General features: G+C 74.5%; 11 protein-coding genes and 1 pseudogene. 4 read left to right on the top strand and 8 right to left on the bottom strand.

Annotated elements, in window-relative coordinates:
- Positions 1 to 132: 132 nt before the first annotated feature.
- The gene (locus tag ACZ6KO_RS05620; RefSeq protein WP_469300358.1) at positions 133 to 2,754 is read left to right on the top strand and encodes a PEP/pyruvate-binding domain-containing protein; all 2,622 of its coding nucleotides are present in this window, start codon (positions 133 to 135) and stop codon (positions 2,752 to 2,754) included.
- Here ACZ6KO_RS05620 and ACZ6KO_RS05615 read toward each other — a convergent pair.
- On the bottom strand, positions 2,739 to 3,803 hold the full coding sequence (locus ACZ6KO_RS05615) for an alkene reductase (RefSeq protein ID WP_469300357.1): 1,065 nt from the start codon (positions 3,801 to 3,803) through the stop codon (positions 2,739 to 2,741). The genes ACZ6KO_RS05620 and ACZ6KO_RS05615 overlap by 16 nt on opposite strands.
- A 114-nt stretch (positions 3,804 to 3,917) precedes the next feature.
- On the opposite strand from ACZ6KO_RS05615, the gene ACZ6KO_RS05610 reads away from it, so the two are divergent.
- On the top strand, positions 3,918 to 4,469 hold the full coding sequence (locus ACZ6KO_RS05610) for a MarR family winged helix-turn-helix transcriptional regulator (protein ID WP_469300354.1): 552 nt from the start codon (positions 3,918 to 3,920) through the stop codon (positions 4,467 to 4,469).
- A 175-nt stretch (positions 4,470 to 4,644) separates the two neighbouring features.
- Here the strand turns inward: ACZ6KO_RS05610 and ACZ6KO_RS05605 are convergent, their stop codons facing one another.
- Together ACZ6KO_RS05605 and ACZ6KO_RS05600 are read right to left on the bottom strand one after the other, a co-directional pair.
- Positions 4,645 to 6,273, bottom strand: coding sequence for a beta-N-acetylhexosaminidase (locus ACZ6KO_RS05605; protein WP_469300352.1), 1,629 nt, complete (start codon positions 6,271 to 6,273; stop codon positions 4,645 to 4,647).
- A 107-nt stretch (positions 6,274 to 6,380) separates the two neighbouring features.
- Complete coding sequence (locus ACZ6KO_RS05600) at positions 6,381 to 7,652, bottom strand: MFS transporter (RefSeq protein WP_469300350.1); 1,272 nt, start codon at positions 7,650 to 7,652, stop codon at positions 6,381 to 6,383.
- Positions 7,653 to 7,875: 223 nt separating this feature from the next.
- Between ACZ6KO_RS05600 and ACZ6KO_RS05595 the strand changes: the two genes are divergently transcribed.
- On the top strand, positions 7,876 to 8,346 hold the full coding sequence (locus tag ACZ6KO_RS05595; protein WP_469300347.1) for a MarR family winged helix-turn-helix transcriptional regulator: 471 nt from the start codon (positions 7,876 to 7,878) through the stop codon (positions 8,344 to 8,346).
- A 39-nt stretch (positions 8,347 to 8,385) separates the two neighbouring features.
- Here the strand turns inward: ACZ6KO_RS05595 and ACZ6KO_RS05590 are convergent, their stop codons facing one another.
- The 4 genes from ACZ6KO_RS05590 to ACZ6KO_RS05575 form a co-directional block, all read right to left on the bottom strand.
- The gene (locus tag ACZ6KO_RS05590) at positions 8,386 to 10,455 is read right to left on the bottom strand and encodes a phosphocholine-specific phospholipase C (protein ID WP_469300346.1); all 2,070 of its coding nucleotides are present in this window, start codon (positions 10,453 to 10,455) and stop codon (positions 8,386 to 8,388) included.
- Positions 10,456 to 10,614: 159 nt separating this feature from the next.
- A complete protein-coding gene (locus tag ACZ6KO_RS05585) occupies positions 10,615 to 11,172 on the bottom strand; it encodes a hypothetical protein (RefSeq protein WP_469300343.1) in 558 nt (185 codons plus the stop codon).
- Positions 11,169 to 11,909: an RNA polymerase sigma factor gene (locus tag ACZ6KO_RS05580; RefSeq protein ID WP_469300341.1), complete on the bottom strand. Its 741-nt coding sequence runs from the start codon at positions 11,907 to 11,909 to the stop codon at positions 11,169 to 11,171. Before ACZ6KO_RS05580 ends, ACZ6KO_RS05585 begins: the two co-directional genes overlap by 4 nt.
- A gap of 21 nt (positions 11,910 to 11,930) precedes the next feature.
- A complete protein-coding gene (locus tag ACZ6KO_RS05575) occupies positions 11,931 to 12,389 on the bottom strand; it encodes a hypothetical protein (RefSeq protein WP_469300338.1) in 459 nt (152 codons plus the stop codon).
- Between the two features lie 185 nt (positions 12,390 to 12,574).
- On the opposite strand from ACZ6KO_RS05575, the pseudogene ACZ6KO_RS05570 reads away from it, so the two are divergent.
- A pseudogene (locus ACZ6KO_RS05570) lies at positions 12,575 to 12,922 on the top strand (DM13 domain-containing protein); the annotation flags it as partial.
- A gap of 3 nt (positions 12,923 to 12,925) precedes the next feature.
- Here ACZ6KO_RS05570 and pdxR read toward each other — a convergent pair.
- Positions 12,926 to 14,452, bottom strand: a complete 1,527-nt coding sequence (gene pdxR / locus ACZ6KO_RS05565; protein ID WP_469300335.1) for a MocR-like pyridoxine biosynthesis transcription factor PdxR — start codon at positions 14,450 to 14,452, stop codon at positions 12,926 to 12,928.
- Between the last annotated feature and the right edge of the window lie 21 nt (positions 14,453 to 14,473).

Raw genomic sequence — 14,473 nt, 5'->3', positions numbered from 1 at the left:
CGTGTCGCGTACGTGTCGCGTATGCACCGCGTATGCCTGGTGTGTGCCCGTCGTGTGCCGAGGGGCTCGCGGCAGCTAGGGTTCCATGGTCCTTTATGGTCGGAAGAGTTGGGGAATGACGTGCGCTTAGTGATGGCTCTGGACGATCCGGCGGCAACGCTGGAGGCCACCGGCGGGAAGGGCAGCGCCCTGGCGGAGCTGGCCCGGGGCGGGCTGCCCGTGCCCGGCGGCTTCCACGTGACGACCGCCGCGTACGGGGAGTTCGTCACCGCCGCCGGACTCGCCGACCGGATCGCCGCCGCCCTGCCGCGGCCGGACGCGGGCGCCCTCATCCGCGCCGCCTTCGCGGAGACCGACCTGCCCGGCCCCCTGAGGTCGGCCGTCGCCGCCGCGTACGCCGGACTCGGTGACGGCGCCCGTACGGTGGCCGTCCGCTCCTCGGCCACCGCCGAGGACCTGCCGGACCTGTCCTTCGCCGGCCAGCAGGACACCTACCTCAACATCAGTGGCGAGGCGGCCCTGCTGGCCGCGGTCCGCGACTGCTGGGCCTCCCTGTGGACCGACCGCGCGATCGCCTACCGCGCCCGCGCCGGGATAGCGCACGAGGACGTCGCGCTCGCCGTCGTCGTGCAGGAGATGGTCGCCGCCGACGCCGCCGGGGTGATGTTCACCGTCGACCCGCTCGGCGGGCGGACCGACCGGCTGGTGGTCAACGCCGCCTGGGGGCTGGGCGAGGCCGTGGTCAGCGGGCTGGTCACGCCCGACACGGTCCTCGTCGACCGCCGGACCCTGGCCGTCGTCGAGCACCGCGTCGCCGCCAAGGAGGTCATGACCGTCCCGGCCGGCGCCACGGGCGCGTCGGGCGGCACCGTCGAGGAGCCCGTCCCGGCCGACCGCCGCGAGGCCCCGGTCCTGACCACCTCCGAGGCCGCCGAACTGGCCCGGCTCGGCCTGAAGATCGAGGAGCTCTACGGCGATCCGCGCGACGTCGAATGGGCCCGCGCCGACGGCCGGTTCCAGATCCTCCAGGCCCGCCCCATCACCACGGTCGCCCCGCCGGTCCCCGAGGTGTGGAACGACACCACCGGCACCGACTCGCTGTGGACCAGCGCCAACCTGGGCGAGGCGGTGCCGTCCGTGATGACGCCCGCCACCTGGTCGTTCGTCCGCCGCTTCATGGGCGACGTGATGGTCGGCGCCACGCTGGAGGGCCGTCCCATGTACGGCAACATCGGCGGCCGCTTCTACATGAACCTCAGCGTCACCGCGACGCTGGCGGCCGCCTTCGGGCAGGGGAAGAAGTTCGCGCTGGCCAACGAGATGGTCTTCGGACGGCTGCCCGCGGGCGTGACGATCCCGCTGCTGCCCGCCTCCCGGCTGCGCGTCTGGCGGGACACCTTCTCCGAGGCCGCCGGCGTCGTCAGCCGCATCCGCGCCAACGGCAAGAAGCTGCCCGGGTTCCTGGACACGGCGCCGCGGCGCTGCGAGGAGCTGCGCACCCGGGTCACGGACGCGCGCGGCGCCGACGAGCTGCGCGGGCTCTGGGAGGAGCAGGTCTCGGAGTACTTCCGGCTGTGCTGCCACATGCTCCAGGCGGCCACCCGCCAGGACGGCGACGCGCTCGTCAAGGTCCGCGGCACGCTGCGCGACCTGGTCGGCGAGGAGGACGCGGACCTGATGACGACCGGCGTCGGCGGCGCCGGCCAGCTCGCCAGCATGGGACCGCTGCTGGGCCTGGAACGGCTGGCCCGCGGGGAGACGGACCGGGAGACGTACCTCAGCACGTACGGGCACCGCGGCCCGGACGAGTTCGAGGTGTCCGTGCCGCGCCCGGCGGAGGACCCCCGGTGGATCGACCGGCAGCTGGCGGCGCTCGGCACCGTCGAGGAGAACGCCGACCTGCGGCTGGAGCGCCGCCACCGGGAACGGACCGAGGCCTGGGAGCGGTTCGCGGCCGCGCATCCCAAGCGGGTCGGGGCTATGCACGGCGCGGTGGACGGCTGGGCCGCGTCGGCGCGGCTGCGGGAGGCGGCCCGGACCGAGGTCGCGCGGGTGTTCTGGCTGCTGCGGGCCTTCGTCCTGCGCGCCGGTGAGGTCACCGGGCACGGGGAGGACCTGTTCTTCCTGCCGGTCGAGGAGATCCTGCGGGTCCTGGACGGGGACGAGGAGCCGCTGGCGGCCGTACCGTCGCGGCGGGCGGCGTACGCGCTGTACCGGGGGCTGCCCACCTATCCGACGCTGATCCGGGGTGAGTTCGACCCGGCCGTCTGGGCGGCGGACCCCGACCGCCGCGCCGATCTGTACGACGCGCACGCCGCCGCGGCGCCGTCCGACACCGTCAGCGGTTCGCCCGCCTCCGGCGGTGTGGTCGAGGGCGTGGCCCGCGTGGTGGCCGACGTGGCGGAGGGCGAGAGCCTGCGGCCCGGCGAGATCCTGGTGACGACGGTGACCAACATCGGCTGGACGCCGCTGTTCACCCGGATCTCGGCGATCGTCACCGATGTCGGCGCGAACCTCTCGCACGCCTCGATCGTGGCGCGCGAGCTCGGCATCCCGGCGGTCGTCGGCTGCGGCAACGCGACGACGCGGATCCGGACGGGCGACCGGATCCGCGTCGACGGCGGGCGCGGGACGGTGGAGGTGGTGGGCACCGCGGCGCGGTCCGCGTCCGACGAGCCGGCTCAGGGTCCGTCCGGCGGATCAGGGCCGGATGGGCCGCGGCCCGAGGCGCCGGGCGGTCACAGCGTCGGGTAGTCGGTGTAGCCGGCCTCGCCGCCGCCGAAGAAGGTGGCCGGGTCCGGGGTGTTGTAGGGACCCCCGGACCGCAGCCGCGCCGGCAGGTCGGGGTTGGCGAGGAAGAGGGCGCCGAAGGCGACGACGTCGGCGGTGCCGTCCTCGAGCAGGGCCAGCGCGCGGTGGTCGGTGGGGCCCTCGGAGGCCGGGTTGAGGACCAGGGCGCCGGAGAACTGGCCCCGCAGCGCGAGGGTGATGTCGCGCACGTGCTCGCCGGGCTCGGTCAGGTGCAGGTAGGCCAGGCCCACCGGCTCGATCTCCTTGACCAGGGCTTCGTACGTCGGCTGCGGGTCGGGCTCGGCCATGTCGTTGTACGTGTTGCCGGGCGAGAGCCGCAGCGCGGTGCGCCCGGCGCCGATCTCGGCGGCGACGGCCCTGACGACCTCGGCGGCGAACCGGATGCGGTTCTCGGTGGTGCCGCCCCACTCGTCGGTGCGCTGGTTGGTGTGCGGCGAGAGGAACTGGTGGATCAGGTAGCCGTTGGCACCGTGCAGCTCGACCCCGTCGAAGCCGGCCTCGATGGCGTTGCGGGCGGCGGCCGCGTAGTCGGCGATCGTCTCCCGCACCTCGGCGCCCGTCAGCTCGCGGGGCGTGACCAGGTCCTTCATGCCCTCGCCGGTGAACACCTGTCCGGTGGCGGCGACCGGCGAGGCGCCGACCGGGACCAGGCCGTCGGGCAGGAGCACCGGGTGGCCGATGCGGCCGGTGTGCATGAGCTGCGCGAAGATCGTGCCGCCCGCCGCGTGCACGGCGGTGGTGACCTTGCGCCAGCCCGCCACCTGCTCGGCGGAGTGCAGGCCGGGGGTCCAGGGGTAGCCCTGGCCGACGACGGAGGGCTGGATGCCCTCGGTGACGATCAGACCGGCCGAGGCGCGCTGCGCGTAGTACTCGGCGGTGAGCTCGGTCGGGACCCCGCCGTCAGCGGCCCGGCTGCGCGTCATCGGTGCCATCGCGATGCGGTTGGCAAGTGCCGTTCCGGCGATGGTGATCGGATCGAAAGCGCTGGTCATGGCTACCCTCACAGAAATTAATTGGTCGGCCAACGATTGCCTGACCGTCACCATACCCCATTCATTGGCCGACCAAGCTAAAATCTTGGACGAGGGACGGAAGAGGGAGCCGCGATGAGGACCGAGACCGAGACGACCGCGCAGGGCGCCTGTACGGTGCCGAGCGCCGTGCTGGACGGGCCGGTCAGCCATGCGATCAGCCGGGTGGCCCGGCTGCACCGGATCGCCGCGGGCCGCCTCCTGCGCGAGATCGGCCTGCATCCGGGCCAGGAGTTCGTGATGACGCGCCTCTGGGACGGCGGACCGGTCCGCCAGTCCGAGCTGATCAAGGCGGTGGGACTGGACCCCTCCACCGTGACGAAGATGCTCCAGCGCCTGGAGCACGCCGGTCACGTCCGCCGCCGCCAGGACCCGGCCGACCGGCGCGCCTGCCTGGTGGAGGCCACGGAGGCCAGCCGCGGGCTGCTGTACGAGGTGCGCGGCGCGTGGGGCGAGCTGGAGCGCACGACCGTGTCGGGCCTGGACGAGGCCGAGAGCGGGGAGCTGCTGCGGCTGCTGCACAAGGTCGAGGAGGCGCTGTGCGCCGAGCTGGCCGCCGCGCCCGAGTGCCTGGAGGCGGCCGCGACCGCGCCGTGCGCGGAGGTCCCCGCCGGGGGCGACTGCTGAGCCTCCCCCGCGGTGAGGGCTCCTGCGGTGACGGCTCCCGCGCGGGCGGGGCTCCCGCGCGGCCGGGGCTCCCGCGCGGCCGGGGCTCCCGCGCGGCCGGGGCTCCCGCGCGGCCGGGGCTCCCGCGCGGCCGGGGCTCCCGCGCGGGCGGGGCTCCCGCGCGGCCGGTGGGGTGTCAGCCGGCCGTCCGCAGCCGGTCGGCCAGCGGCGCGAAGGCGGACCACGGCTGCTGCGGCGGGCGCTGGTCCCAGGTCTTCTGGGCGAGCGCGGCCAGCGGGCGGGCGATGCCGGCCGCGACCTGGTCCTGGGTCTGGGCGTTCGCCAGGTCGGCCCAGACGGCCAGCCGGGCGCCGAGGATCTGGGAGGCGTACTGCGCGGGCACCGGCGTGGTGCCGCGCAGGACGAGCGGGGTCCACTGCTCGTAGATGCGGCGGCCGGTGGGGTACGTGAACTGGTTCGGCTCGCCCAGGACGTAGTAGAGGAACTCGTCGTTGAGGTTGAACACCTTGCGGCCCTCGCTCAGGTACCCCAGCGGCGGCCGGGCGCCGATCTCCTTGCCCGTCCAGTACTCGGCCTGGATGTCCTTGGCCGCGCCGGCGACGCCACCGGTGAAGAAGCCGTCGTTCCAGGCCCTGGGCTGCCGGCCGGCCGCCCGGACCACGGCCGCGCGGTCGTTCAGCCAGCCCGTGGCGAGGTCCTGGACCTTCGCCCCCGCCCCGTACCGTGCCGTGGCGGCCCGGGCCAGCTGCGGGAACGAGGCCTGCGGGTTGGAGACGACCAGCGCCTGGTACTCGTCCGCGCCCAGGTGCCAGTAAGGGCCGGGGAACAGCGGCTGGTACTCGCGCAGCAGATCGTCGACGAGCTTGGCCGAGGCGGGGTTCGAGATGTCGACCGCGCCCTTGACCGCCCTGCCCTGGGCGTTGCGCAGCTGCAGTTCGGGGTGGGCCTTGAGGACCGCGCCCAGGTGTCCGGGCGAGTCGATCTCGGGCACCACGGTGATGTGGAGGGAGGCCGCCAGGTCGACGATCCTGCGGACCTGGGCCTTGGTGAGGTGCGGGGTGGAGACGATCTCCGGGTGGCTGGTGGACTCGATGCGGAACGCCTGGTCGTCGGAGAAGTGCAGACCGAGCTGGTTCATCTTCAGGTCGCCCATCTCGCGCAGCCGGGCCTCGATCCACCCGGGCGTGAAGTGCTTGCGCGCGATGTCGAGGTTGAGTCCCCGCTGGGCCAGGTACGGCCGGTCCTTGACGGTGCCCTCACCGATGGCACCGGCGCCCCGCACGGCCTGCTTGAGGGTGCGGGTGCCGTAGAAGACCCCGGCCTCGTCGGGGCCGGATATGCGGACGGTGCCGTCCTTCACGGTCAGGGTGTACGACTCGGGGGCGCCGGACCCCTTCGCGCCGAGGGCGAGTTCGACGTCACCGCGCTGCGGGGCGGCGCCCTCGGCGAATCCCATGCCGAGCTCCTTGGCGAGCAGCCGGCCCTCGTCGTCGAGGGCATCGGCCCCGCTCGCCGCCACGACCACCCTGGCCCCCTGCGCCGGCTTCCAGCCGGGCCCCCGCGCCGCCTCGAACTCCCGGACGGCGGGAATCGTGCGCGGCGCGGTGGACAGCGTGTACGAGGGCGTGGGAGACGGGGGCGGGGTCGGGGCCACGGCCGGGGTGGTCGCGGGTGCGCCGGCGGAGTCCGAGGGGGGCCCTGCCCGGCGGTCTCCCGAGGCGTTGGCGCACCCCGCGAGGCCGAGGGTCAGCGCCATGACGGCGCAGGGCCACGCGGTGGCCCGGAGCTTCCTGGACTGCCGCATGAGTCATCACATCCCGCCACCAACCTCCCACCGGCCCGCCGGGGGCGCGACTTGGATCAGCGGGACCGGGCCGGTCCGGCCGCGCCGCAGGGGCGTGAGCGGCCGGTTCAGCGGCGGGCGGCGGCAGCCGGTTCGGTGGCGGCAGCGGTGGCCGGTTCAGCGGCGGCGGCCGGTTCGGCGACCGGCGCCGGGCCCGGGTGCGCGCCGGCGGTGACGATGCGGCCCGGCCCGGTGCCGGTGCGGCGTTCCAGGGCGCCGGAGAGTACGGCGAGGAGCAGCGCGGAGCCCGCCAGGACGGCGCCGACCCCGTTGGGCGCTGTCCAGCCGAGACCCGCGGTGATGACGAGACCGCCGAGCCACGCGGCGAGCGCGTTGCCGAGGTTGAAGGCGCCGATGTTGACGGCGGACGCCAGGGTCGGCGCGCCGGCGGCCTGGTCCAGGACCCGCTTCTGCAGCGGCGGCACGGCCGCGAAGCCGAGGGCGCCGATCAGGACGATGGTGACGGCGGCCGCGACGCGGTGGTGCGCGGTCAGCGTGAACAGGGCCAGCACCAGGGCGAGGGCGCCCAGGGACCCGTACAGCATGGGCATCAGCGCGCGGTCGGCGAACCGGCCGCCGATCAGGTTCCCGGCGACCATGCCGAGCCCGAAGAGGACGAGCAGCCAGGTGACGGAGGTGTCGGCGAAGCCCGCCACGTTCGTCATCATCGGCGTGATGTAGGTGATCGCGGCGAAGACCCCGCCGAAGCCGAGGACCGTCATGGCCATGGCGAGCAGGACCTGGACGTTCCGGAGGGCGGCGAGCTCGTGGCGGACCGAGACGCCGGCGGGGCGGGGCAGTTCCGGCACCAGGCGGGCGATGCCCAGCAGGCCGAGGACGCCGAGGCCCGCGACGATCAGGAAGGTGACGCGCCAGCCGGCGCTCTGGCCCACGGAGGTGCCGAGCGGGACGCCGACGACGTTGGCGACCGTGAGGCCGGTGAACATCATCGCGATGGCGCCGGCCTTCTTCTCGGGGGCGACGAGCCCGGCGGCGACCACGGAGCCGATGCCGAAGAACGCGCCGTGGGCGAGGGAGGCGACCACGCGGCCGGTGAGCATGACGCCGAAGGTGGGGGCCAGCGCCGAGAGCAGGTTCCCCGCGATGAACAGGCCCATGAGCAGCATCAGCATCCGCTTGCGCGGGATCCGGGTGCCCAGCACGGTCATCAGCGGGGCGCCGAGGACGACACCGAGCGCGTATCCGGTGACCAGGAACCCGGCGGCGGGGATGGTCACGCCGTAGTCGGCGGCGACCTCGGGCAGCAGACCCATGATCACGAATTCGGTGGTGCCGATCCCGAAGGCCCCGATGGCCAGGGCGAGCAGTGCGAGTGGCATGAGGGGATGCCCTTCAGGGGGGAGGGGGAGGGAACGGGGGGAGGCGGGCGAGGAGATTGCCTACGCTGCTTGCATGCGTCGACAATAATTGCAGACGCGGAATATTTGCAAGCGCGGGCTATTTCGGTCGTGGCATATCCTGGTGATCCCACTGGTTGGGTACGGATGCGGGCCACGAACCGGACGTGACCGGGTATCCGACGCACACAGGAGGCACGAGCCCATGACGGCCACGGACAGCGCACCCACCGCCCTCTCGCAGGGCTGGTGCGCCCTCTCCCTCCTGCACGGCCGCATCGAGGCGCACATCGAGCGCGCCCTGCAGGCCGGGCACGGACTGAGCGTGCGCGAGTACTCGCTCCTCGACGTCCTCAGCCGCCAGCACAGCGGCCCGGGCGGGCACCTGCGCATGGCGCAGGTCTCGGAGTCCGTGGTCCTCAGCCAGAGCGCGACCACCCGCCTGGTCAGCCGCCTGGAGGACCGCGGGCTGCTCAGCCGCTACCTCTGCGACACCGACCGCCGGGGCATCTACACCGACGTCAGCGAGGCCGGGCTGGCCCTGCTCGACGCCGCCCGCCCGACGAACGACCGCGCCCTGCGCGAGGCGCTGGACGCGGCGGCGGCGAACCCGGAGCTGGCTCCGCTGGTCAGGGCGGTGGAGAACATGCACCAGGCCCCGGCGGCGCGCCCGTAGGGGCGGCCACCGGGGCCTGGCGGGCCTGGCGGGGACGGGTCAGGAACCGTCCTCCTGCAGGATGGCCGGGTCCGACTGGCCGGCGGCGCCGGTCTCTACCTTGCCCGCGAAGCGGCGCTGGAAGTCCGGGGTCTCCGAGGCGGTGACCGTGACGTCGTACCAGCGCTTGGTGTTGCGCAGCGAGACGGTGTACGTGACGGTGGCACCCTTGGCCACGGTCAGGCGCTTGGGGCCGCCGCCGTAGGAGTTGGTGACCGTGAGCGTCGCCGTCGAGGCACCGGCGTTGGTGAGGGTGAGGTCCAGGTTGCCGGTGGCGGCGTTGTGGCGGGCGGTGACCTCGGGGCCCGGCGTGGTGCCCGGGTTGCGGAAACCGCGCAGGAATCCGTTGGGACCGTGCACGGTCAGGTCGGTGACGCCGGCCGAGTAACGGGTGTTCCAGGTGTCCGAGACCGACTTGCCGGCCTCCGTGGTGTACGTCCACGGGGCGTCCGTGCGGTTGGCGGCGGTGATGTAGAACTGCGCGCCCAGGTCCGGGCCGCTGCCGAACGTCAGCTTGAACTTGCCCTCGCCCGTGAGGGCCGCGCCGTCCACGTACGGGGCGTACTTCAGGGCGCGGGTCAGGCGCATGCCGCGCTCCTGGCGCGGCATGCTGCCCACGGCCGGCGGGGTGGCCCGGAAGTCGGGGTGCCGCTCGCGGTCCTGCGGCTCGAAGCCGCCGGTGTCGGGCAGCCGGACGGTGCTGGTGTCCTTGCGGGCGAAGTCGAAGGCCGAGGTCAGGTCGCCGCAGACGGCACGGCGCCAGGGCGAGATGTTGGGCTCCTGCACGCCGAAACGCTTCTCCATGAACCGGACGACCGAGGTGTGGTCGAAGGTCTCGGAGCAGGAGTAGCCGCCGGTGCTCCACGGGGAGACGACCAGCATGGGCACTCGCGGGCCCAGACCGTACGGACCGGCGACGTAGCCGGGCTTGCCCGGGAAGACGTCCAGCGCGGTGGGAGCGGTCGACAGGCCCTGGTTGGCGTTGGCCGGGGCGTACGGCGGGACGACGTGGTCGAAGAAGCCGTCGTTCTCGTCGTAGGTGATGAACAGCGCGGTACGGGCCCACACGTCCGGGTTGGAGGTGAGGGCGTCCAGCACCTGCGCGATGTACCAGGCGCCGAAGTTCGAGGGCCAGTTGGAGTGCTCGCTGAACGCCTCGGGTGCGGCGATCCAGGAGACCTGGGGCAGGTTGCCCGCCTGCACGTCGGCGCGCAGCTGGTCGAAGTAGCCCTCGCCGGCCTTGGCGTTCGTACCGCGGCGGGCCTTCTCGTAGAGCGCGCTGCCGGGCTGGGCGTTGCGGTAGTTGTTGAAGTAGAGCAGCGAGTTGTCGCCGTAGTTGCCGCGGAAGGCGTCGTTGATCCAGCCCCAGTGGCCGGGCCCGTCCAGCCCGTCGCCGATGTCCTGGTAGACCTTCCAGGAGATGCCGGCCGCCTCCAGGCGCTCCGGGTAGGTGGTCCAGCCGTAGCCGAGCTCGGCGTTGTTGAGGACCGGGCCGCCGCCCTGGCCGTCGTTGCCGGTGTAACCCGACCACAGGTAGTAGCGGTTGGGGTCGGTGGAGCCTATGAAGGAGCAGTGGTACGCGTCGCAGATGGTGAAGGCGTCGGCGAGGGCGTAGTGGAACGGGATGTCCTCACGGGTCAGGTACGCCATGGTGGCCGGCGTCTTCGCGGGCACCCAGTTGTCGTACTTGCCCTTGTTGAACGCGCTCTGGCCGCCCGCCCAGTCGTGGTTGAGGCCCTGGAGGTACTCCATGCCCAGGTCGTCCGACGGCGGCCGGAAGGGCAGCGTCTCCTTGCCCGCGTTGTCGGCCTGGTGCCAGACGGACTTGCCGCTGGGCAGGGTCACCGGACGCGGGTCGCCGAAGCCGCGGACACCGCGCATGGCGCCGAAGTAGTGGTCGAAGGACCGGTTCTCCTGCATGAGGACGACGATGTGCTCGACGTCCGCGATGGTGCCGGTGGTCCCCTGCGCGGGGATGGCGGCGGCGCGCGCGATGCTGTCGTTCAGCATGGTCAGCGCGGCGGCCCCGCCGGTGAGCTGCAGGAAGCGGCGGCGATTGAGTTCTGCCATGGGGTATTCGACCTCTGAGGGTGAGGGTGGCATGGGGGGTGCCCCAAGAACAACGTGTTCCGGGTACCGATGGGGGATGCTGACGTGACCGGCCGCCGTACGCCAGGCAAACGGCACCGTGTTTCGGCCGAGTTCGGGCTGGTCGACCTGAACCGGCGGTCAGGACCCCGGCGACCGGTGCGGGCCGGGGGCCGGGGATCCCGAGGGCGGCGCGGAGCCGGAGGGAACCGCTGACGGTGGCTGCGTGGGCGGCGCCGAAGGCCCCGGCACCGTTCCCACCGACGGCCCCGCCGACGTTCCCGCCGACGGCGGGCCGGTCTTCGGGTCGGGCGTGGGGACCGGTCCCGGCGGCAGGCCCGGGGCGTGGCTCGGGCCGGACGTACCGGTCGCGGGCTGCGTGGGTACGGGCCTGCCCGGTCCGCTCGGCGAGGGCGGGGCGGCCGGCGGCACGGGGCGCGGACCCGGGTCGTCCGGGGCCAGGGCGACATACCCGGCGGCGAGGGCGGCGGCCGCGGCGAGCCCGGCCAGCGGCAGCACCGACCGCCGCCACCGCAGCGCCGGCAGCCGGCGCGGACGCGCCCCCGGCGGGTCGGCGGGCCGCAGGTCCCGGACGGTGACGCTCTCGGCGCGGGCGGCGAAGGCCGCGCGCAGCCGCCGCTCGACGGGCCGCTCGCCGGGCCGCTCGCCGGTCGTCTCCGGCCTCAGGTCGTGGGTCATACCCGGCCTTCCAGGATCCGTTCGAGCGCGTCCAGGGCGCGGCTCGCCGTCGACTTCACCGCACCCCGGCTGATCCCGAGCGTGGTGGCGATCTCCGCCTCACTGAGGTCGGCCCAGTAGCGCAGAACCACCACCTGGCGGCGGCGCGGGGTCAGCCGACCGAGCGCGGCGAGCACTTCACGGTGCGCCTCGTCCAGGACGACGGACTCCTCGGCGGAGGGTACGTCGGCCGGCGCCGGCGGGGTCCAGCCGCGGGCCGTACGGCGGCGCCGGAGCACGGAGCGGGAGGTGTTGACGACCGCGGTACGCAGATAGCCGAGGGCGTTGTCGACCTCGGCTATGCGCTCGCCGTGCCGCCGGTAGAGGGCGGTGAAGGCGTCCTGGACCACGTCCTCGGCGGTGGCGAGGTCGTCGACGAGCAGCACCGCCAGCCGCACCATCCGCAGCCGGTGGGCGTGGTAGAGCTCGGTGACGGTGGGCGGCCGCTCCTCGCTCCCGGCGAAGGCGTGGCCGGCGGAAGGGCCGGCGAAGCGGTCGGTGACGCGGTCGGTGGCCTGGTGGGTGACGTGGTGGGCCGTGGCCGCGGGGTGGCGCGGCGCCGCGAGGGGACCCGGCGGGGCGGCCGCGGGCCGGTCGCGGTGCAGCGGCCCGCGCAGCAGCGCCCGCCACGCCCGGCCGAGGCCGTGCGTGACGGGTGCGTACGGCTGCGCGAGCCGTGGGGAAAGGGCGTGGAGCACGAGGATCCTCGGGTACGGCTGTCAGCGGTGCGCGCGGCGCCGGACGGCGTAGAGGGTCCCGGCTCCGGCGGCGACGAGCGCGGCGGCCCCGGCACCGAGGGCGAGGTCGGCCGAGCCGGAGGAGCCAGTATGCGCCAGCTCGGGAGCCCCGGCTGCGGGGGACCCACCCGGCCCGCCGGACGCGGGCACGGGCACGGGCGCCGCGCTCCCCGGGTGGGACGGCTGCGCCGACGGCTCGACGGAGGCGCCGGCCGACGGCACCGCCGACGAGCCGGTGGACGGCCGCTGCGCCGGCGGCGCGCCGGCGGCGCTCTGCTCCGTACCGGGGGCGCCGGGCACGGGGGACGCGGCGGTGGGGCGCGCGGGGGACGGTGACGCGCTCGCGCCCGGCCCGGTCGCGGCGTACGCCGGGGCGGCGGCGAGGACGGCGAGCAGTCCGGCGGCTACGGCGGCGCCGTACACGTGCTTCAGCTGGTTCACAGTGGTTCTCCACGGTCGGGTGAGGGGGCGGGGTCACGCCCTTCACCCCCGCACGACGCGCGACCCGGCGGGAGGTTGCCGCGGTCGCCGGAGAAGTTTTCGCGGCCGGTGCCGCCTCGCGCCCACCTGCCGCCCGCCCCGGCACCCTGGCCGTGTTCATTGCCTGCTGAGCGCAGTGGTTGCGCACCCTCGCCCAGGGCTCTTTGATCAGCCACGAGCACGCCACGAAGGGCACGGTGAAGCTGCTTCAGCTCGCCGACGGCTCCCACGTGCTGCGGCTGGAGGACCTGGACACCAGCAACGGCCCGGCCCTGCGGGTGTGGCTGTCCGACCAGCCGGTCAAGGAGGGCATCGACGGCTGGCGCGTCTTCGACGACGGCAAGTACGTCAACCTGGGCGAACTCAAGGGCAACAAGGGCGACCAGAACTACCCGGTCCCGGCCGGCGTCGACCTCGCCGACTTCAGCAGCGTCAGCATCTGGTGCGACCGTTTCGACGTCTCCTTCGGCGCGGCCGAACTCGCCCGCGCCTGACGTTCACAGGGCGCGCAGGGCGGTGCCCAGCAGGGCGATGCCCTCCTCGATCTCGTGCGCCGGGCCGGCGGCGTAGCCGAGGACCAGGCCGGGCGGGCCGGGGCGCATCCGGTGCCAGGACAGCGGGTGCGCCTTGACGCCCAGGGCGAGGGCGGCCGCGGCGAGTTCGACGTCCGAGGCCGCGGCCGCGCCCGGGCCCCCTCCCGGGCCCGACGAGCCGACCGCTGCGTCGAAGGTGATCATGAGGTGCAGTCCGGCGGCCGCACCGTGCACGCGGGCGCCGGGCAGATGGGTCCGAAGGGCCCGCAGCATCACGTCCCGGCGCCGGCGGTGGCGCCGGCGTACATGGCGCAGGTGGCGCTCCAGTTCGCCCGAGGCCATCAGCCGGGCCAGCACCAGCTGGGTGAGGGTGCCGTTGCCCAGGTCCGCGTACTTCTTCGCGTCGGTCACGGCGTCCAGCAGCCGCGGCGGTACGAGGAGCCAGCCCACCCGCAGCGCGGGCGCGAGCAGCTTGGACACGCTGCCGGTGTAGCAGACGCCCTCGGGCAGCAGGGAGCGCAGCGCGGGCACCGGGGGCCGGTCGTAGCGGTGTTCGGCGTCGTAGTCGTCCTCGATGACCACGCCGCCCCCGGCCGCCCAGCGCAGCAGCTCGCGGCGGCGCTCGCCGTCGAGGACCACACCGGTCGGGAACTGGTGGGCCGGGGTCGTCAGCACCGCCGGCGCGCCGCTCGCCCGCAGCGCGGTCACGTCGAGCCCGCCCGGGTCCACGGGGACGGCCACCGGTTCCAGGCCTCCGTACGCCAGTTGCTGCCGGGCCCCGAGCGAACCGGGGTCCTCGACGGCGATCCGCCGGACGCCGTCGGCGCGCAGCACCTGCGCGAGCAGGGCGAGGGCCTGGGCCACGCCCGCGACGACGACCACCTCACCGGGGTCGGCGCGGATGCCGCGGTTGCGGGCGAGCCAGTCGACGACCGCCCGGCGCAGGGCGGGCGCGCCCTGCGGGTGGCCGTAGCCGAAGTCGGCCGGGGTGAGGTCGGCCAGGACCGCCCGCTCGGCGCGCAGCCAGGCGGCACGCGGGAAGGCGGCGAGGTCGGGCACGCCGGGCGAGAGGTCGATCCGGCAGGGCAGGGCGCGCAGTGCGTCGACGACGCCCTCGCGGTCGGCGGAGCCGAACGGCGTGGTCGCTCCGGCCGCCGGGGCAGCGGGCGCGGCAGGGGGAACGGGGGCGGGCGCGGGCGCGGCGACCACGACGGTGCCGAGCCGGCCGCGGCCGGCGATCTGGCCGGCCTCGGCGAGCCGCGCGTACGCCTCGGTGACCACGCCCCGGGAGACGCGCAGCTCCTCGGCGAGGACCCGGCCGGCGGGCAGCCGGGTGCCGACGGGGAGGGATCCGTCGGCGATGGCCGAGCGCAGCCGGTCGGCGAGCCATTCGGTACGGCCGCCCGGCGGTGCCTGGCCGATGTCGAGCTGGAGGAAGTCGGATCCGATCGGTTTGGACCCCTCGTCCGGGCTCTCTTTGGACCTGCTCATGGGTCCATTGTGGGGCCAGGG

Source organism: Streptomyces sp. NPDC042102 (genome assembly GCF_055582305.1).
This window is presented reverse-complemented; position numbering and strand designations above follow the sequence as displayed.

Bases quoted from the DNA above. Each gene is read 5' to 3' on its own strand.
- ACZ6KO_RS05585 (WP_469300343.1), bottom strand. From the start codon at position 11,172: ATGACCCACGACCTGAGGCCGGAGACGACCGGCGAGCGGCCCGGCGAG.
- ACZ6KO_RS05620 (WP_469300358.1), top strand. From the start codon at position 133: ATGGCTCTGGACGATCCGGCGGCAACGCTGGAGGCCACCGGCGGGAAG.
- pdxR (WP_469300335.1), bottom strand. From the start codon at position 14,452: ATGAGCAGGTCCAAAGAGAGCCCGGACGAGGGGTCCAAACCGATCGGA.
- ACZ6KO_RS05590 (WP_469300346.1), bottom strand. From the start codon at position 10,455: ATGGCAGAACTCAATCGCCGCCGCTTCCTGCAGCTCACCGGCGGGGCC.
- ACZ6KO_RS05615 (WP_469300357.1), bottom strand. From the start codon at position 3,803: ATGACCAGCGCTTTCGATCCGATCACCATCGCCGGAACGGCACTTGCC.
- ACZ6KO_RS05600 (WP_469300350.1), bottom strand. From the start codon at position 7,652: ATGCCACTCGCACTGCTCGCCCTGGCCATCGGGGCCTTCGGGATCGGC.
- ACZ6KO_RS05595 (WP_469300347.1), top strand. From the start codon at position 7,876: ATGACGGCCACGGACAGCGCACCCACCGCCCTCTCGCAGGGCTGGTGC.
- ACZ6KO_RS05610 (WP_469300354.1), top strand. From the start codon at position 3,918: ATGAGGACCGAGACCGAGACGACCGCGCAGGGCGCCTGTACGGTGCCG.
- ACZ6KO_RS05605 (WP_469300352.1), bottom strand. From the start codon at position 6,273: ATGCGGCAGTCCAGGAAGCTCCGGGCCACCGCGTGGCCCTGCGCCGTC.